The sequence below is a fragment of the uncultured Marixanthomonas sp. genome (assembly GCF_963974425.1).
GTDB lineage: Bacteria > Bacteroidota > Bacteroidia > Flavobacteriales > Flavobacteriaceae > Marixanthomonas.
Genome location: NZ_CAXBCK010000014.1, coordinates 57,752 through 77,257 on the forward strand (window position 1 = coordinate 57,752; position 19,506 = coordinate 77,257).

The following is a 19,506-nucleotide window of genomic DNA, read 5'->3' on the forward strand; positions in this document are numbered from 1 at the left end:
ATTTTTTATAACTGAATTTGACCTCATCTCAAAAATATATCAAACGCATTCTAGACTTGGTACTGTCATCTACCGGCTTACTTATTGTATCACCTTTATTGCTACTTGGGCTTGTTTTGGCACGTATAAGCACTAGAAAAAATGGTCTTTATTGCAGTACCCGCATTGGTCAAAACGGAATACCCTTTACCATGTGGAAAATAAGGACGATGAAGAATGTCGAAGGACTGGACACAACGGTAACTTCTAGCAAAGATCCGCGTATCACTAAGTTTGGTCAATTTCTCCGCCGTACCAAACTAGATGAATTACCACAATTATGGAATGTTCTAAAAGGTGATATGAGTCTGGTTGGCCCTCGCCCTGATGTTTCTGGGTTCGCAGATCAATTAACAGGAGAGGATCGTATTATATTAAGCATACGTCCGGGGATTACAGGCCTTGCTACCTTAACTTTTAGGAAAGAAGAGGAACTTTTGGCCAATCAAAAAAATCCAGAACGCTATAACCGGGAAGTTATTTGGCCAGAAAAGGTGAGATTGAATAAACTGTACATTAAAAAGTATAGACAACAATTAGATTTTGAAATTCTAGTTAAAACGTTCTTTGGCGGGACAATCTCTCTTTAAAACTCATAACTATATGTAAGCCCTGTCCCATACTTTTCAGGAGTCAGGTTACTATAATCAAATCCAACAATTAAAGACAGACTACCATATTTTTCAAGAGAATATGTCGTATTCAGTATACTGTAAAAGCTCTTTTGTTTGGTTTCTAAAGGTACTGCATATGAACCAGTATTTTCGGAATAGGTATGTTTTGTAAGAAAAGACCATTTTTTAAGAGAAGCTGACAAACCAATATGAATTGCTCGTGCCCGGTTGTTAAAAAAAAATCCTATAGATTGATTTCTTGGAATTGGAGTGATCAATGGTAATCCAATAACTGTATTTTCATAAGTCCATCCTGAATTATAAGTTCCATTATTGAAATAATTATCGGCACCAATTCTCTCTGAGGTAATACCACTTTGATCGGTTGTTTGCACATACTCTATCAAAATACCATCAAGAAAACTACTATATTCTTCTTTGTTCGGTTTAAAGTAAAATCCCCAAGTTCCATCAGGAAAATTTTTTAAAGCAGTGCCTGAACCATCTTCAAAGGGATGTTGGTGATACAATTTAAAAGTTCCAATATCATCATGGTAATTATACTCTAAATTATATATTCCCAAATGGTTCCCTAAAGCATTTTGTTGATCTCCCGAAAAAGCATCCTCTCCTCCTCCTCTAGCAAAAAAGATATCGATAAAATCTGTAAAACCCGAAGGCTGTTTTCCACGGGTGGGTGAAGTTCCGCCCCATTGTGCGTAATGTTCTACCCCTAATGTAATTTTGCTTTTAGCTCCTAATTGCCAATTGACGTATAATCTTTTATAATGAAGCATCGCATCTTTTACAAAACGGTCGTCATTCATTTCATAATGACCAATGGCACCTTCTATATTTATGTTTTTAAAAATTGAAATAGGTGTAGCCGTTTCCAATAAAACACCAGGAATTGCCCTTGCATTTCCAGACAATAAGAAGTTGTCGTTTACAGTGGAAAGACCTTGAAATCGATCGGTTGGGTTTTTGGCGCCAAGTGTGGCTCTTACCCATGAATTTTCAAACTGAAGGTACAACTCGTTTCTTTGTAGCTTATCTTCTACTCCATTTCTTAAAAAAAAACTTACTCCAGCGGTAAAACTAGCTTTATTATTTTCAGATAAAAAATACTGTCCTTTTGTAGCTCCTTCAAATAAGCCATCTGTTTGTGATGATAGCCCTCCATTTTGATTTACAACCATCCAAAAAGGGAGTTCGCCTTCAGTAGATAGGTAACCAGAAGCCGAAACAGAAGAATTTATTTCCAAATTTTGTGCAGTTCCTGAAATAGATATCATTAAAAGGATGGCAATAAAGAAAAGTTTTTGTTTTATACCCATATAAAAAATAGCTACTACACTAATTAAAGATGTTGTTCTTAAATGTCAAAATACTAGCAAGACAAAAATAAAGGTTTGAAGCCAATGAAAAGTATTTATAATTATTAAAATTAAAAAAGGGTATATGTCACTTAAAAAGAAAGGTAGCGAAATAAAGAGTCTCTGTTAGCCCTAGTAAAAAAATGTTTCATTAAATTAAATAATCTTTAACCGTTGTTTCTTCTGAGTGTTAGTGCTCTCCCTCTCTTATAAAGAAACCTCTTTTGCAATATTTATCTTCTTTTTTACTATCTCCTTTTTGTCTAATATTTCAAACTCGGAGTTTTTACTAATAAATTCGGTAACCAAGGCCTTTAATTTTGTAACTACATCTGTATCATCATACCGCAAGGCAGCTTCAATGATTTTTGTCACTTTTCCATCTACAAAATTGAAGTCTTTAGTTACATCTTTTCCTATCATAATTTTTTTGTGATGAGTAGGTAAAGCTTTACTAGTATGACTAATTAATTCTTCATATAGCTTTTCTCCGGGACGTAAACCTGAAATTTCTATATCAATATCCGTATATGGACTATAACCAGCTAGTTTTATCATTTTTATAGCAAGGTCCATAATTTTAACCGGTTCACCCATATCAAAAATGAATATCTCGCCTCCTTCTCCCATCGCACCAGCTTCTAAAACTAGTTGACACGCTTCAGGAATCGTCATAAAATATCTGATAATATCAGGGTGAGTAATAGTAACGGGGCCTCCTTTTTCAATTTGCTTTTTAAATAGTGGAACAACACTCCCGTTTGACCCCAACACATTACCAAAACGTGTTGTAATAAATTTTGTTTTACAGGATTTACCCGTTCCACTAGTATAAAAATTACGTGACTGTACATACATTTCAGCAGCCCTTTTTGAAGCACCCATTACATTACTTGGATTTACGGCTTTATCAGTAGAAATCATCACAAAACGGGATACTTTATTGATTACGGATAGATCTGCTACGTTTTTAGTACCATAAATATTGGTTACTACGGCTTCTGGCGAATTATCCTCCATTAATGGTACGTGCTTATATGCTGCGGCATGATAGACCACGTCTATATCATATTTTTTGAAAAAGGTTCCTAACCTATTTCTATTTGCCACATCACAGATAATACATTTAAAATTAAAGTCGGGATACTTATTGTCCAACTCCAGTTGTAATATATGTAATGGGGTTTCGGCTTGATCTAAAATCAATACCAATTTTGGGTTGTAAGATGCTAATTGCCGCACGATCTCACTTCCTATTGATCCCGCTCCTCCGGTTACCAATATAGTTTTTCCTTTAAGTTGCTTAAACTTTTCTTTTGTATGTAAATCAATAGGTTCCCGCTCTAATAAATCTTCAATTTGTAGATTTTTTACTTGATTTGCGACAGAATTATTTTCACTCCAATCCAGTACCAAAGGGGAATTATATACTTTGATATCATGTTCCAAGCAATCTTCAACAATAGCAAATTTTTCTTTTGAAGTAAGTGAACCTCCAGAAAGAATTACTGCAGTGGCATTTAGTTTTTGCACCTCTTCACTTAGTTTATCTTTAATTTTAACAACTGGCTTCCCTAATATTAATAACCGTTTATTTGAGGATTGAGCAGAAACAAACCCTTTAATTTTGAAACGTTGAGGATGTTCAATATCCAATGCTGCTGCTACAGATATTGCATTTTCATCAATTCCTACAATTAATGCGTTTTCAAATTTGGTATTTGTTTGGTATAGTTTAAAGTATTCGTAAAGTTGCTTAACAGCTAGCCTGAATAAAAATAAAAATGTAAAAGAAAATAGGGCATATACTACAAGTGCAGAGGTCAAAAATATTTTTTGTCCCATAAATGCCCATACACTAATATTAGTAATTAGTAACGCCACAAATGTACTTGTACTGGCTAACACCATTTTTAAGGCGTCCATAAAAGAAGAATGTCTAATAAGACCTGCATAGGTTTTATAAACCAGCATAAAACTTATATTAATACCTAAGACTAAAAGTATTTGTTGTGGTGCAGCTAGTAAGCGAAGGTGATTAATGTGTAAATCTCGTAGAACAACTACTGTAAAGACAATGGAGCAGATTAATAAGAAGACATCAATAACCAATACAGACCACCTTGGCAAATATTTTACATTACGAATATCTAATCTACTTTCTTTTGAAGAAAATATAATTTTTAGAGCTTTACTAAATTTATTTATCATATCAACATTCTTAGCTAATAAAGTGGGGAGTTATCAACTAAAATACTCTGCAACAGCATTTTTAATTCTTTCTTTTTCAGAATTTGTCATATTTGATCCTGAAGGTAAACATAGTCCTTTATTGAAAAGTTTGAAGGCAGTTTCATTACCGTAAAATTTTGAACCTTTATATACCGGTTGTAGATGCATTGGTTTCCACAAAGGTCTACTTTCTATGTTAAAATTAAGCAAATGTAATCTTAATTTTTCTATAATTTGCTGATTATCTGATTTTTTACACGTTATAACGGATAACCAATGATTACTAAAAAAATTTGTGTCAGGCTCAGAAAATACTTGTATTTCTTCAATAGTACTAAAAAGTTCTTTATAAAACACATTATTTTCTCGTCTAAGATTAACATGTTTATCAAGTACTTCCATTTGTCCTCTTCCTATACCAGCAACAATATTACTCATCCTATAGTTGTAGCCTATTTGGGAGTGTTGGTAATGAGGAGCTTGATCTCTCGCCTGTGTTGCTAAGAAAATAGCTCTATCTTTTGTTTTCTTATCTCTACACACTAAGGCACCTCCTCCAGAGGTAGTAATTATTTTATTTCCATTAAATGATAAAATAGATAAATCGCCAAAGGTACCGCATTTTCGTCCTTTAAAAGATGCTCCCAAAGCCTCAGCAGCATCTTCAATTAAAAAAACATTATATTTTTTACAGATTGCTTCAATTTCATCAATTTTGGCTGGCATTCCATATAGGTGGACCATAATCACAGCTTTTGGTTTAAGACCGTTGGCTATACCGTCTTTAATTGCTTCTTCTAAATATTCTGGAGACATATTCCATGTATCTTCTTCACTATCTATAAAGACAGGGGTTGCGCCCATATATGTTATAGGATGTGAAGAACCACAAAAAGTAAAGGTTTGACATAAAACTTCGTCACCTCTTGAAACTCCAGCAATATCTAAAGCTAAATGAATCGCACCTGTACCTGAGGAAACACATGCTATATGAGAATCGTTGCCTAAGTAATCTTCAAGGTCTTTTTCAAAACCATTTACATTGGGTCCTAATGGAGCTATCCAATTTTCAGTAAAAGCTTCATTTATATATTTTTGTTCGTTTCCTCCCATGTGTGGGGAAGAAAGCCATATCTTCTCGTCCATAATCACCATTTTAAAAAAAAATCACCTTATTTATTGAATTTCCTTATCTAGATAATAAGTAGAGCCTAAATACTTATATTAAAGTATCATCCCTGCTGCTACTGTTTCATTTGAGACATTATCAACTAAAATAAAACTACCTGTGTTCCTATTATGTCGGTATTTATCAACCATTAATCTTCGTGTTGTTCTAATGGTTACACGGGCAATATCGTTCATATTCAAATCTTTATCCTCTTCGTTTCGATTATAAGTATTGATATCTATTTTATATAGAACACTTTTAATCATGGCTGTTTGCTGATTAGAGGTATGCATAACTGTATATTTTGCCCTATTTTTAGCAGTTTCATTATTTAACCAACAAATCATAGCGCTAAATTCCTGTTCTGTTTCGGGTTTGTTATTCACTTTTACAATCATATCACCTCTACTAACATCTATATCATCTTCTAATGTGATAGATACAGACATAGGCGCAAAAGCTTCATCTATTTCTCCGCCAAACGTGTCAATGGATTTAATTTTAGACGTAAATCCAGATGGCATTACTGCAACTTCATCATTTGGTCTAAAAATACCACTTGCAACCCTACCGGCATACCCACGATAATCTAAAAAGTCTTCGCTTTGAGGCCTTAAAACGGTTTGTACTGGGAAACGTGCATCAATTTTATTAATATCGCTACTTATATGGATATTTTCTAAGGTATATAATAATGGCGCACCTTGGAACCAATCCATATTCTCTGAACGGTTTACTACATTGTCACCTAATAACGCGCTAATTGGTAAAAAACGTATATCTTTTATATATAGTTTTGAGGAAAATTCTTCAAATTGAGTTATAATAGTATTATATACTTCTTCAGAAAAATCTACCAAATCCATTTTGTTAATACAAACTACTAGATGTGGAATTTGTAATAATGAAGCAATAAAGGCATGACGTTTAGTTTGTTCAACAACTCCATGACGGGCATCAATCAATATTAAAGCTGCATTAGCAGTAGAAGCGCCAGTAACCATGTTACGTGTATATTGTATATGCCCCGGTGTATCTGCTATTATAAATTTTCGTTTTGGTGTAGTAAAGTAACGGTAGGCAACATCTATAGTGATACCCTGTTCCCGTTCGTCTTTTAATCCATCTGTAAATAGAGCTAAATCTACCCCTTCATGACCTTTTTTTTTGCTGGTTTTTTCTACCGCTTCTAATTGGTCTTCAAAAATAGCTTTACTATCAAAAAGTAGCCTTCCTATTAAGGTGCTTTTTCCATCATCTACACTTCCTGCCGTTGTAAATCGTAATAATTGATTTTCACTAATTTTCATTGTAATCGTGCTTCTGTATTATTAAAAGTACCCTTGGCGTTTTCTATCTTCCATAGCTGTTTCACTGCGTTTATCATCCGATCGATTACCTCGTTCTGTCTGTTTCATAGCAGAAACTTCTAAAACAATTTTTTCTAATGTATCTGCATCAGACTCCATACCACCAGTAATAGTAATATCTCCTAATGTTCTAAAACGGATTTTTTTGGTGACGATTTCTTCATTCTCTTCCAATTTTAAATATTCTGAAACAGGTATCCAAGAATTGTTTCGCCACACTACTTCTCGTTCATGAGCGAAGTAAAGTGAAGGAATTTGTATGTTTTCACGTTTAATGTAGTTCCAAACGTCCATTTCTGTCCAATTGCTTATTGGGAATGCTCTAAAGTGTTCGCCTTCAAAGTGTTTTCCATTAAGAATATTCCAAAGTTCTGGCCGTTGGTTTTTAGGATCCCATTGTCCAAAATCGTCTCGATGTGAGAAGAAGCGCTCTTTAGCTCTCGCTTTTTCTTCGTCACGACGCCCTCCACCAATGGCACAATCCACTTTATTGGTTTCTATAGCATCTAAGAGGGTTGTGATTTGCAATGCATTTCGGGTTGCATTTTTTCCTTTTTCTTCAGCTACACGCCCTTGATCAATTGATTCTTGTACCGAACCAACAATTAATTGTGCATCAAACTTTTCTATTAGATCGTCTCTGAACTGAATGGTTTCAGGGAAGTTGTGCCCTGTATCTACATGCATTAGTGGGAACGGTATTTTTGAAGGATAAAATGCTTTTTTAGCTAAATGCGTTACCAAAATAGAATCTTTACCCCCAGAAAAAAGAATAACGGGGTTTTCAAATTGCGCCCATACTTCTCGTAGAATGTAAATTGCTTCAGACTCTAATTCGTCTAGATAATTCAGATAATACTTGCTCATAGTTTCTTTATAACTCTAGTTTGGGTTGTATTGCTTTCAATATAATTTCAACAGATTCTGACACGGAAACCTTCGTTGTATCGATTGTAATCGTTGCCTTATCCGGAGCCTCATAAGGAGCGTTTATTCCTGTAAAATCATTGATTAATCCTTTTCTTGCCTTTGCATACAACCCCTTTACGTCTCTTTTCTCACACTCTTCAATGGGTGTGTCAATGAAAATTTCGACAAAGTTAACATCTTTGACCGTTTTTTTTATCATTTCCCTATCCTTTTTATAGGGAGAAACAAAGGCTGCCAATACAACAACTCCTGCCTTCACAAAAAGGTTCGCTACTTCGGCAATTCTACGGATATTTTCGGTGCGATCTTCCGGTGTAAAGGTTAAGTCATTATTGAGTCCTTTTCTTACATTATCGCCATCGAGAGTATAGGTATGTATTTTTTGTTTATACAACTCTTGTTCTACCGCATTAGCAATAGTGGATTTTCCAGAACCAGACAACCCTGTAAACCAAAGCAGAAATGAATTATGTCCTTTAATTTCAGCCCTTTCCGTTTTGGTTATTTTAAATTCATGTGGAATGATGTTTTCTTTCATAATTTATTTCTATTTTGTTCTTAAAAAGAAGTTTCTGATTCTTCCCAATGGTAACCGTAACCAAATACGCTCGTGTATATAATATAAGATAAACTTAGAAACCAACTCTGCTAAAGCAACATAAAGTGCTGTTTCATCAAAAGCATTTAAAACAGCACCTGAAATTAAAAAGGTTGTTGTTGTAGCAATAACTCGCCAAGTAATTGTTTTATATAAGGTTTGTTTTTGAGTAACTGATTTTCCAACTAAAAACTTTTGCCACAAGCGTTCGTGTACGTAGTATATTACTAGTTTTATAAAAAATTCAATAAAACCAATTTTTAAAGCATTTTCTATACTAGGTTCACCATTGATAGTTGTTATCAATAATACAACTATTATAGTATCCGTGGTAGCAATGCAACGCCAAGAAATACCTTTTAATACACTCCTGTAGTGTGATTCTTTTGTATAGTTACCCATCCCATGTGTCTTAGTTTCGATTTGAGACCAAAAACCAAGGGTTTAATAGATTCTCCTTGTTGTATTGTAAAGGTTTGTTAGTAGAGAGAACATTTACTGTTATACCAACTGCCTTACAAATTGCTTGACCCGCAGCTGTATCCCATTCCATCGTAGGAGCATAGCGAGGATATAAATCTGCTTTTCCTTCTGCCACCAAACAGAATTTAAGGGAGCTTCCTTTTGAAACAATTTCCACCTCTTCGTTTTCTGAAATGGTATCTATAAACTTTTGTGTTTCTTCATTTAAGTGTGAGCGGCTTCCTACAATTCGTGCTTTGTCTTTGTTTTTTATGGGTGCTATCTCTGAAGCATTTTTATAAATTTCACTTAAAGCTGTATCATGGTTTTCTAGTTGAGCTTTAAAAGCTTTTTTGCTATCAATTTCAGCAAAATACAGTGTTTTTGAATCTGGTATATAAATTACCCCCATAATTGGCTCACCGTTATTAATCAAAGCAACATTTACAGTAAACTCACCATTTCTTTTTATAAACTCTTTTGTACCATCTAGAGGGTCCACAATCCAACATTGCTTCCATTGTTTGCGTTCAGAAAAGTCAATTTGCTTGTTTTCTTCACTAATTATTGGAATATCGGTTTGTTTTAAATAGGAAATTATTATATCATTTGCACGTTTATCTGCAATAGTTAGCGGTGATTCATCTTCTTTGGTTTCTATTTTGAAGTCTGACGCGTACACCTTCATTATTTCTTTTCCAGCTTCTACTGAAGCTTGGATGGCAATATTCAATAAATCCATGGTACTATTTTTAGATTAAACTAATCAAAATTTAATTAGAAATTTTACTTTTAAGGAAAGGGTAAAAGTACCTGAACAAAACAATAAATGCGCCAATAATAAATCCGACAATCAAAAACTGCAATACAATCAACACTTTTTTAGGTGCAGAGGGTTTCAGCGGTACAGTAGCAGGTTTTAAAACTGTAAATACTGGTGTATCTTTTTTAACCGTTAACTTCGCACTTTCTTGTTCGCCAGCCAATTGAGAATATACCTCTGAGGATAAACTATATTCAGTTTGTAATTGCTCTAACCTATTTTGAGCTATATTACTGATAACATTTACATTCCTGTCTTTATATCGTGCTAAGGCTGCTCTCTTATCAAAATAGTCCTTTTCAACTTCACTAAACCGTTTATTTATGTATTTTAATTCCTGTTGGGATTTTTGAATGTTATACTCTATAATGAATTTTTGAAGGAGTGCCTGTATATTATTTACTAATTTTGCAGAGGCCTTGGCCTCTGGAAGAGTGCCTTGTATCTCTATATAGCCATCAGCATCATTAATATTTACTGAGAACTTTGAATATAAATAATCTAACTGCTCTTGTTCTTTATTAGTTAGATAAAAAAGAGATGTATCTCTTTTTTGTGTTCCCTCCTCAACTTCTGAAGATGAAAAAGCACCCATAACTTTACCTGGAAGTCCTATTGTATATCCTTTAATAGTGTTAAGAAAACTAGTCTCCTTAACGTTTTCAAGATAGTACGATATGGAAACAGTGCTATCTTGTCCCTTAGCCGGTATTCTTGAGGCTAAAAGTTCTTTTTTAAACGGGGTACTCTCAACAATCAATGGATATTGGGTTGGTAAGACGACATTACCTCCAGATTCACCACCTACATTCACTCCAACTAAGGATGCTAAACCGCTTAATTTTTTACCCAAACCTTTATCAGAAGATATTTGAGGTATAAACGATGATGATGAAGTATATTCTTTTGTGGATAATACTGCAATTATAACCCCCAAAACAAAAAATATCAAAGTTATCTTTATAATGAATCTTCTAGACCGATTTAAAATTTTTAGAATTTCAAGCGTATCAATTTGAAATACTGATTTTTCAGATGTTTTCTCGTTTTCCATATTACTGAAGTAATCTATCGATTAAAAGTCCTAGAGTTGTAAGACCAGTACTTATTCCTACCACTTCTTGTGCAGACAACTTGTTTCTATTTTCTGGCTTAGCTGGCACCAAAATAACGGCACCTGGTTCTAACCTAGGGTAACTCCTGAAAAATAAAAAATGTGATGTGGAAGCAATATCGCCATTGGCATACACTACGTACGTTTTTCCTTTTTTGGCATCTGATGCAAAGCCTCCAGATTTACTAATATAATCTTTTAAGGTCATCCCTTTTTCATAGCGAACCAAAGAAGGCACTAAAACCTCACCTTGAACTTTTACAGTTTGTCTTGTCGATGGAATAATTAACCTATCGCCACTTTTCAGTACTAAGTTATGTTTAGAGTCATTATCCTTGATTATTTTTTGTAGATCGATTCCCACCCTAAACTCTTTTCTGTTTTTAAGCGTTTCTATTTCAGTGCTTGTAGAGTCTTGCTTTCCTGTAATATTTTCTTTTTCTACTAAACCTTCAAAGGTTTCTTTTTGAGTTTCTTCTTTGAAAAAAGGATTTTTCCGTACTAAAGTGGCTCCTTCAATAAAAGCATATTGTGTAATACCGCCAGCTTGTTGCAGCAGGTCAGATATTTTTTCATTTTTGTTTTCAATAGTATAATTTCCTGGATAATTAGCTTCCCCCTCAACCGCTACTCTTATTTGTTCAGAGTAACCTTTTAAATACCGGACGGAAACCCGATCATTAGGTTGTAATACAAAGTTAGAACCGTCATCTAGTGTTAATTCTCCATTTGCTGAAACTTTAAAATTTTCGCTTAATGTTTCATAAGAATCGTCATTTACTCGTCTATAAATATCTATTTTATTTTCGTTCGCACCATCCGTAAAACCATCACCTAACAAGACGAGATCCTCTACTGTCATATTTTCCACGTAGGGTATTGTTATTGGAGAATTAACTGCTCCGTCTATGGTTAAAGTATAATTTTCAGATAAATTATATTTGTTAAAAATCTGAACCTTATCATCCGGTTTCAACGTAATAGATTTATTGCCTTTTAGCATATCTGAAACCGAAAAAGGAGTTACTATTTCGGTTACACCGTCCTCTGTGCTAAAAAGCAAGCCTCTGTCTAAGAAAGCCCTTTCAGTGACACCAGCGGCTTTTTGAATTAAATCATTTACGGTTAATCCATCTGTAAACTCATAACTCCCCGGACGATATACTGCTCCCTCAATACGTATCCTGTTTTCAAATTTATCAATTATTTGATTCACAGTAAGAACATCACCATCTTGTAATGGAGTCTCACTTTCTTTATCAACCAATATTTCTTTTACTACTTTGCGGTCGCCTTCTATCCTTTCTAAAACAACTCGATCTTTATAGGCATTAGAAGTAAAACCACCTGTAAATTCTAACAAATCATTTAAGGTTTCCCCTGGTTTTAGCTCATAGGCACCAGTACGCTTAACGCTTCCGTTTATGTTTACCCTTGAAACATAAGGAGAGATAATAATAACGTCTTGATCTTTTAAGGTTTTATTCCCTTCTTGAGAACCGTTAACCAAATAATCATACACATCAAAATAAGTAACTTCATCGCCATTTCGCACTAATTTAATTTCTCTAAACGTACCTTGTTTTGTTGGGCCACCAGATGCATAAAGCGCATTTAAAACTGTAGACAATCCACTTAAGGAGTATGTACCTGGAACTTTTACTTCTCCAATTATATTCACCTGAACTGTACGAACATTTACCAAAGAGATGTTAAAGAAAACCTTATACGGACTGTTTTCTGCCGCTCCAATCCCTGAATAAATTCTTTTTAATTTGCTCTTAACTTTACCAGAGGCTTCTTTCATAGAAAGCCCGCTTACATACACTGGACCTATACTAGGTATGCGTATAGCACCTTCCCTATCAACCTCTGTACTATAATTACTCTCAGCAGCCCCCCAAAGATTGATAGAAATCTCATCCCCAGGGCCCAATTCATAATTAGATGGAGTAGCCAAATTCATATTAGGTGTAAAAGATATATTTTGGTTATTGAAAAAATCATAACCAAAGAGTGGATCCTTAGTTACTTCTTCATTCATTTCTTTACCAGAAAAACCTATTTTCTCCTCACTTTTGTCAATCGTAAGAGACGTATCTATTTGCTCACCCTTCAATTGGTTACTAGAAGTTCCCATTTGGTTTAGCCTTCGCTCCAATTCGGCAATTTTAGTTGACGAAACTCCTTTTGTAGCAGCTATTGCCTTTAACTGCTCCATGGTATACCCTTGTGATTGTGCCTTTTCCCAATAGGTTTTTATTTGTTCATCAGAAAGGTTTTCTATGTCAGTAGATAGTATGGAAGAAGGGATATCCTGCGCTTTTAAACTGAATGTTATCAAACTAAAAGACAGAAATAAATAAAAGGTGGTTTGTTTTATATTAAAATTCATTTTTATTGAATTGTAATGAAAATTCACTAAATAAGTTGTTTTATTAACGCGCAAAGATAACAATTCTTTAAAGAGATTATTGCTTTTCTCCTTTTAAATAAAAGTTGTTGTACAGTATATTTTGGATTATTTTCAACGTTAAAAAAAGGCTAAACTCCTCGTAAGTATTGGTTTCGACTACCTGACTGCTTAAATTTGTATAAAACTAAAAGAAAATACCATGAGCTACTTAAACTTAGATAAGGAAAAAACAACCACTACTGCAAAAGAACTAAACATACTATTAGCAGACTACCATCTATACTACCAAAAGCTTCGCAATTTTCATTGGAACATTGTTGGAAAAAACTTTTTTGATCTTCATGAAAAATTTGAAGAAATGTACGACGATGCCAAATTAAAAGTAGATGAAATTGCAGAACGAATTTTAACGTTGCGATTCCAACCAGTTAGTAACTATACCGATTATCTTGAAATGTCAAATTTAAAAGAATCACCCTCTCGTACTGAAGATTCAAAAATGGTGAAAATCCTGTTAGATGATCATGGAAAAATACTAAATCAAATGCGAAACGTGATTGATAAGGCTGATAAAGCTGGTGACGAAGGGACTATTGATTTAATTGGTGGTTATATTGCCGATATTGAAAAAATTAGTTGGATGTTAGACGCTTGGTCTATGAAATCTAGTGATACACACCCTGAAGCATAATTAATTGTATCCAAAATTTTTATTAAGCCCGCTTATGCGGGCTTTTTGTTTTTAGAAGCCTAATAGCTTATATCTAAGCCAAAAGACAAGCGAGTGCCTTCTTCTCCTTTAAATGCCGTAAAACTTCCCACTATGGCATTAGTCCATAAAACGTCAAATCCACCTCCGTAGGCATCGTACCATTTTTCTGAAGTATCTCTTTTTACCCAAACACGACCTATATTGTACCCTCCACGTATTCTAACCGTTACAGGGAATAAAGCTGTTTTTATGGGTTGGAACGTATATAATAAATCTCCTTTTCCCAACAGACTATTGAAGCCTTTAAACCTTCCTTCCCGATAACCTCTCAATCCCATTTGGGCACCTAGCGTGGCCGTTTGGTAAAATTCAGGCCTATCTCCTACTTGCAAATGTGTAGAAGCCCCAGTCTCCAAAACAAGCCTGTTATTACTTACTAGTGAATTATAAAACAAAACGGAAGACTTCAAAAAGCCAGTAATATCATTGGATTTTAAATTATCAATCCCTCCTACTGTGGCAGAAAAAAACATTCCTTTACTAGGGAAGTAATCTGCATCGTAATTTCTATAGCTATAAGTAATTTCAGGGACAGCAAAATAAGACCGCAATGTATATTCTTCTGGTGCTGCATCTAACAAGAAATTACTTTCATTATTAATTAGCTTTAGTGTATTTAGATTCAGTTTTAACTGAAAAAAACTTCCGTAATCTGTTTCTTTTTCAAGTGCCAGCCCACCGTGAATTCGTTCCATTTGAATACGATTATAACTTAGCCCTAAATCATCTTCAGGATTGATTGTTTCATTTCCGAAGCCAAAAAAGTTTTCAGTATAATCTAAAGAGGTATACCTACCATCTATCACAAAATTAAAATCGTTAACTACCGCCGCAAACCCTTTTAAAAAGTCAATATCAAATCCTGTGGTTTGAAAATTATAATCAAGTGAAATATTGGTTCTTTTACTGTACGGATTTTTTATAAAATTGAGCTTATCATTTGTATAAGAAGCCTTTAAAGAAACCCCTGTATCGTTATTATACAGTGTTTCCAAGCTAATGGTACTGGCAGAAGATTTCTTCTTTGTGTAATCATAACTATTGGCTTCATAAATATTAGTAGTTTTAAAACGGGCTCCACCTTTATTTTTTATTTCTACCTCATCATCTTTATTATCATACACTACAATTTTTTTTCCTTCTGAAATGTTATAAATATCATCATCTTGCCCTCCTATTAATCGTATTAAAATTTCTTTTTCTACTACACCGTTTACTTCAAAAACATCATCATCGTCCAATCCATACAACCAAATCTCTTTCGTTTCTTCTGAATTAAAAACTCTATCAAATAATACATCGCCTTTTTCCCCATCCTTTATTCTATAGGCAATTATTTGAGTTTTTCCGTTAGGCTGACGGTTTATAACAAAATGATCATCTTTATCGGTCCCCGTCAACATTTGAAACTTTATAAACTCTTGGTAATAACGTTCTACGATATGTACAAGATTTTCTTTTCTTTTTAGAAATGATTTTTTTATCTCGTTACTGGTCGTGTCTTGTACTTCCGAGGGAAGGTCCTTAAAAGCGTTATCTAAAATTTCTTCGTCAATTGCTAGTTGCATTTTTTTGGCTTCTTCCATCCAAACAGATTTATCACTTCGTTTAACAAGGGCACGGTCTAATTTTGAGCCTGCCTTATTAAACCACGCAACATCCTTTATATCTTCGTTATAAATACCGAATTGATTTACTGAACCAGATAACTTTCTAAGTAAGTTTAAAAAGCTACCGTCAAAATTGGCAAATACCTGATCTCGATCCCGTGGAATTGGTATAAACTGCAACTTCCCGTCGTCATCTTCAAACTCTGACCAACGCCATTGATCACTGTGTCTGTCCCAATCGCCTATCAACATATCAAAAATACGTGCTCGAATATACGTCGCTTCGTCTAAGGTATGGTCCTCGTCTTCTCTAAGTTTTTCCAATAAGTCGTCTGTGCTCTCTACATTATCTGGATATCCAAAACTTTTACGGTTTTCATACTCTTCCGCAGGACGTTCTACAATCATATACAATTGATTAGCGTAGTCTTCATTATATTTTCCTAAACGCTGCTGCTTAGGCACATAATACAATTCTGGCGTGGTGTAATATACACCCGCTGCTTTGGCCAGTTTTGGAATTGCAAATGCCCCATAGGGATGTGCTGCTGTGTAAAAATCTAGAATTAAATCCTCAGGTACCGTGTTGCTGAAATATTTCTCAGCGTCAATTCCATTAAAGGTTGTTGTTTCCAACAGTTGAACAGCGCTCTTTTTAAGGGCACGCATATTGTATTCTTTACCATCTTTTGTCACTATTCGCAATGAGCGTGTTTGATGTCCACCTCCTGGTCTTACCACTTCCAATCCTCCATACAACGTATCTAGCAAAGCAGTTGGTGCTGTAACTTTTGTTCCATAAACATTGCGATAATGTTGTCCCCAAAAGGACTTGAAGTAATCAGATTTTTCTACTTTTTCAATATCGTAAACGGAAGCGGTATACGTTTGCGGATATTCTTTTGGAAACGATTCGGTTTTTGGCTCTTCAATTGGTTGGAAAATTTTTCTTCTGAATAATAGATATGATGCGTCTTTTTTTTCTTCCGAAGCATAAAAAGAGACCCAAATACTTCCTTTATCTGTTATTTCAACTGAAGCGAAGCCTTGCTTTCCGTATGAAAAGATACCATTGTCACTTAACGAAACTGGTTTAGCACTAGATGCAGCTCCACTAACCAACTGTTTAAAATTTCCATCTTCGATATACTGAAGGTTTTCCTCGTGCCCTGAAACTATTAGAATGCGATGGTCGGGTTTATTCAGTAAGATTTCAAGTTCCTTCATAAGCTCACTATATCGATAGTTAAAGCGGTTTTGCTTAGACACACCACCTTGTGAACGAATTTCGGTAATGAGTGTTCCTACACCTGGAAAAGGAATATTCCCCTGCAACGGGAAAATATGGTCCCGAAATGAAAAGCGTCCTCCATGAAAACCATTTGTGAACATAGGATGGTGCATCGCAAAAATTATTATTTTATTGGCACTTTTCTTTATTTCACCTGCAATTTCTAAAAGAAGTTTTTCGCGCGTTTTAATCTGGCATTTGTCATTCATATTGGGGTTCTTGTCCCAATCTTCAATAAACCATTGGCTATCTACCGCTATTAATTGTATGTTTTCTGAAAGCTCAATGCTCTCTAGAGGGCAACCATTATTTGGTGTTAAGATATCGCCATCTTCAAAATTTTCTTTTAAGTAATCTTCAATGGTTTCCAGCCCTTTGGTTTTATTGAAATCCCATTCGTAATTTCCTGGTAAAAAATAAGGGGTAGTCCCAGTAGTTTTTGCTACTCGAATTTGAGGATCAAGTTGCTTTTTAAGTTTTTCTTCCTCACCGTCTTCAGCATCTATATTGTCCCCCACAAAAAGAACACTTTTTTCTTCGGAAGCATTCTTTGCAATTATTCTACTTAAAACAGACAAAGTTGTTTCACTATTTTTAGCAGCATTTCCTGTTATATAGATAGTATTTACAACCTCTTCTTGATTAAAAGTATCATCAATTGTTCTATCTAATCGTGTTTGTAGTTTTGATGTCGCACAAGAAGCTAGAAGCAGAAAAGAAAATATTAAGTAAAATGGGGATAATTTCATACAATATGTTATCAGGGTTTCTTAAAAGTCAAATCCTAAGCCGAAAACCAAGCGAGCTCCTTCTACAGAATGAAATAAGCTTGCTGAACCAGTTAAGCCGCCGCTACCGTTTATCCAAAGACCGCCTCCATATGAGTTATGCCATTTTTCTGAATCAAATTCAGGAGTCCACACACGACCTAAGTCGGCCCCACCGTAGAGACCTAATTGTAAAGGGATTAGACCAATTTTGAACTCGTCAAAGCTATATCTAACATCTGCACTTCCTACTAACGAAGACTTCCCTGTAAAGCGTTCTTCTCTAAACCCGCGAAGACCACTATTTGCACCTAAATTAATGCCCTGAAAAAATTCAAATTGACTTCCGAAATTAAATTTTGCACGGACATTGGTTTTTAATACCCATTTTTTATTGGTAGTTAAGCTATTGTAGAAACCGAGTCGGGTTTTTAAATACCCGAATACCCTTTTTAAGTTATCAAAATTACCTGTTACCCCTGTATTAAGGTCGAACATCATCCCAATAGTTGGGTTTCTGGGGTTATCAAAACTTCGGTAGTTATAGATACCTTCAAGAGTACCATAAGGATCGAAATTTTCGGTTTTATCTGTTCTGCTAATATTGGTTAAACCTGGTATATCATTATTTATACGAATGGCTTCAAACTTACCTTGCAATTTAAAAAAGCTACCAAAATTTGAGTTGCGCAACAATCCTGCTTTTGCCATAAGGGTTTGTATTTGAACTCTATTATGATCAAAACCTAAATCATCTTCTGGGTTAATGGTTTCATTTCCATAGCCAAAATAGTTCACCACATAACTAGGACTTGTAAAGCGTGCTCCTAAATTAAGATTGAGATCATCTTGAATATTTGCTATTTCCCCATCATAGTTTATATCAAAACTTCCGCTGTCAAAATAATAACCAATATTTAAACTGTGCCGGCGTGAAAAAGGGTTTTGCTGAAAGCCATTTACTTGATACACATATTGTAAACCCGCTCTATACCCGTCGTCTGGGTTGTAACCAAATGCAGCAGCATACGCATGTGTGTTTTGAATATTCTTTCGATAATCGTATGTATTCAAAGTATAGACATCGGTAAGTCGTAAATTACCTCCATTTTTAACCTCAACGGTATTTTCTTTACTCTCGTGATCATACACCTTTACTCTTTTTCCTTCAACCAACCTATAGACATCATTGCCGTGACCACCAATTAATCTTACGAATATTGGGTTATCGCCCGTTCCAGTCACTTCGAAAATATCTTCTTCATCCAAACCGTAAATCCAAATCTGATTTGTTTCTGAAGCTAAAAAAGTACGGTCAGCCACTAACATTCCCCTATCTTCTGAAGGAAAATTATACGTTCTTACATTTGTTCTCCCATCAGACAATCTCGTTACCTGAAAGAAATCTCTTTTATTGGTACCTTCAATGGTTTGAAGCTTTGCTAAATATGAATAATATCTATCAGCAATGCTTTCAAGATTATCCCTTCTGCCTTTCAAAACAGTTACTATGTCCTGTAAAGACTCATTGTTTACACTTTCGGGGATAGTTGAAAAAGCAGTGTCAATAATTGAGTCTGAAATTGAGTTTTGTAAGTTTTTTGCTGCATTAATCCAATCTTCCCTTCCTGATTTTTTTAAGAGGGCACGATCCAATATAATCCCTTCTTTATTAAACCATCGTATGTCTCGTAGATTTTCATTGTACACTTGCTTTTCATAGGTTCTACCAAATATAGATCTTGCAATATCAAGTACATTTCCTTCAAAACTAGAAAAAGCATCATCCCTGTTTCTGGGTATGGGAACAAAGACATTTACACTATCTTGACGTAAGTATTCTGCCCATCTCCAATGACCTGGTTCTCTATCCCAATCCCCCACAAGCATATCAAATATGCGGGAGCGTATAAAGTTTTCT

Annotated in this window: 13 protein-coding genes and 1 pseudogene; 2 read left to right on the forward strand and 12 right to left on the reverse strand. The window is 34.7% G+C overall.

Annotated elements, in window-relative coordinates:
- The first annotated feature begins 17 nt into the window (after nucleotides 1–17).
- Nucleotides 18–629 (forward strand): sugar transferase, encoded by a 612-nt coding sequence (locus AACZ92_RS05675; RefSeq protein ID WP_339698182.1) that lies wholly within the window; start codon nucleotides 18–20, stop codon nucleotides 627–629.
- On the opposite strand, the gene AACZ92_RS05680 is transcribed toward AACZ92_RS05675, so the two are convergent.
- The 10 genes from AACZ92_RS05680 to AACZ92_RS05725 form a co-directional block, all read right to left on the reverse strand.
- Entirely contained in the window at nucleotides 626–1,990 is a 1,365-nt protein-coding gene (locus AACZ92_RS05680) for a capsule assembly Wzi family protein (RefSeq protein ID WP_339698185.1), read from the reverse strand. The two genes, AACZ92_RS05675 and AACZ92_RS05680, sit on opposite strands and share 4 nt — an antisense overlap.
- Nucleotides 1,991–2,236: 246 nt before the next feature.
- Complete coding sequence (locus AACZ92_RS05685; RefSeq protein ID WP_339698188.1) at nucleotides 2,237–4,240, reverse strand: nucleoside-diphosphate sugar epimerase/dehydratase; 2,004 nt, start codon at nucleotides 4,238–4,240, stop codon at nucleotides 2,237–2,239.
- A gap of 33 nt (nucleotides 4,241–4,273) precedes the next feature.
- A complete protein-coding gene (locus tag AACZ92_RS05690) occupies nucleotides 4,274–5,407 on the reverse strand; it encodes an aminotransferase class I/II-fold pyridoxal phosphate-dependent enzyme (RefSeq protein ID WP_339698191.1) in 1,134 nt (377 codons plus the stop codon).
- 78 nt (nucleotides 5,408–5,485) lie between these two features.
- The gene (locus AACZ92_RS05695) at nucleotides 5,486–6,742 is read right to left on the reverse strand and encodes a GTP-binding protein (RefSeq protein ID WP_339698194.1); all 1,257 of its coding nucleotides are present in this window, start codon (nucleotides 6,740–6,742) and stop codon (nucleotides 5,486–5,488) included.
- A 21-nt stretch (nucleotides 6,743–6,763) separates the two neighbouring features.
- Complete coding sequence (cysD, locus tag AACZ92_RS05700; protein WP_339698197.1) at nucleotides 6,764–7,669, reverse strand: sulfate adenylyltransferase subunit CysD; 906 nt, start codon at nucleotides 7,667–7,669, stop codon at nucleotides 6,764–6,766.
- 7 nt (nucleotides 7,670–7,676) lie between these two features.
- Nucleotides 7,677–8,270 (reverse strand): adenylyl-sulfate kinase, encoded by a 594-nt coding sequence (gene cysC, locus AACZ92_RS05705; RefSeq protein WP_339698200.1) that lies wholly within the window; start codon nucleotides 8,268–8,270, stop codon nucleotides 7,677–7,679.
- Between the two features lie 9 nt (nucleotides 8,271–8,279).
- Nucleotides 8,280–8,732, reverse strand: coding sequence for a DUF2061 domain-containing protein (locus AACZ92_RS05710; protein ID WP_339698203.1), 453 nt, complete (start codon nucleotides 8,730–8,732; stop codon nucleotides 8,280–8,282).
- Nucleotides 8,733–8,742: 10 nt separating this feature from the next.
- Complete coding sequence (gene cysQ / locus AACZ92_RS05715; protein WP_339698206.1) at nucleotides 8,743–9,534, reverse strand: 3'(2'),5'-bisphosphate nucleotidase CysQ; 792 nt, start codon at nucleotides 9,532–9,534, stop codon at nucleotides 8,743–8,745.
- A gap of 31 nt (nucleotides 9,535–9,565) precedes the next feature.
- Nucleotides 9,566–10,669 carry a GNVR domain-containing protein gene (locus tag AACZ92_RS05720; RefSeq protein ID WP_339698209.1) on the reverse strand — a complete coding sequence of 368 codons (1,104 nt, stop codon included), beginning with the start codon at nucleotides 10,667–10,669 and terminating at the stop codon, nucleotides 9,566–9,568.
- A gap of 1 nt (nucleotide 10,670) precedes the next feature.
- Nucleotides 10,671–13,124: an SLBB domain-containing protein gene (locus tag AACZ92_RS05725; protein ID WP_339698212.1), complete on the reverse strand. Its 2,454-nt coding sequence runs from the start codon at nucleotides 13,122–13,124 to the stop codon at nucleotides 10,671–10,673.
- A gap of 220 nt (nucleotides 13,125–13,344) precedes the next feature.
- Between AACZ92_RS05725 and AACZ92_RS05730 the strand changes: the two genes are divergently transcribed.
- Nucleotides 13,345–13,836, forward strand: a complete 492-nt coding sequence (locus tag AACZ92_RS05730; protein WP_339698215.1) for a DNA starvation/stationary phase protection protein — start codon at nucleotides 13,345–13,347, stop codon at nucleotides 13,834–13,836.
- Between the two features lie 59 nt (nucleotides 13,837–13,895).
- Here AACZ92_RS05730 and AACZ92_RS05735 read toward each other — a convergent pair whose 3' ends face one another.
- Together AACZ92_RS05735 and AACZ92_RS05740 are read right to left on the reverse strand one after the other, a co-directional pair.
- Nucleotides 13,896–17,567, reverse strand: coding sequence for a phosphoesterase (locus AACZ92_RS05735; RefSeq protein ID WP_339698218.1), 3,672 nt, complete (start codon nucleotides 17,565–17,567; stop codon nucleotides 13,896–13,898).
- A gap of 21 nt (nucleotides 17,568–17,588) precedes the next feature.
- Nucleotides 17,589–19,506: pseudogene (locus tag AACZ92_RS05740) on the reverse strand (phosphoesterase); the annotation flags it as partial.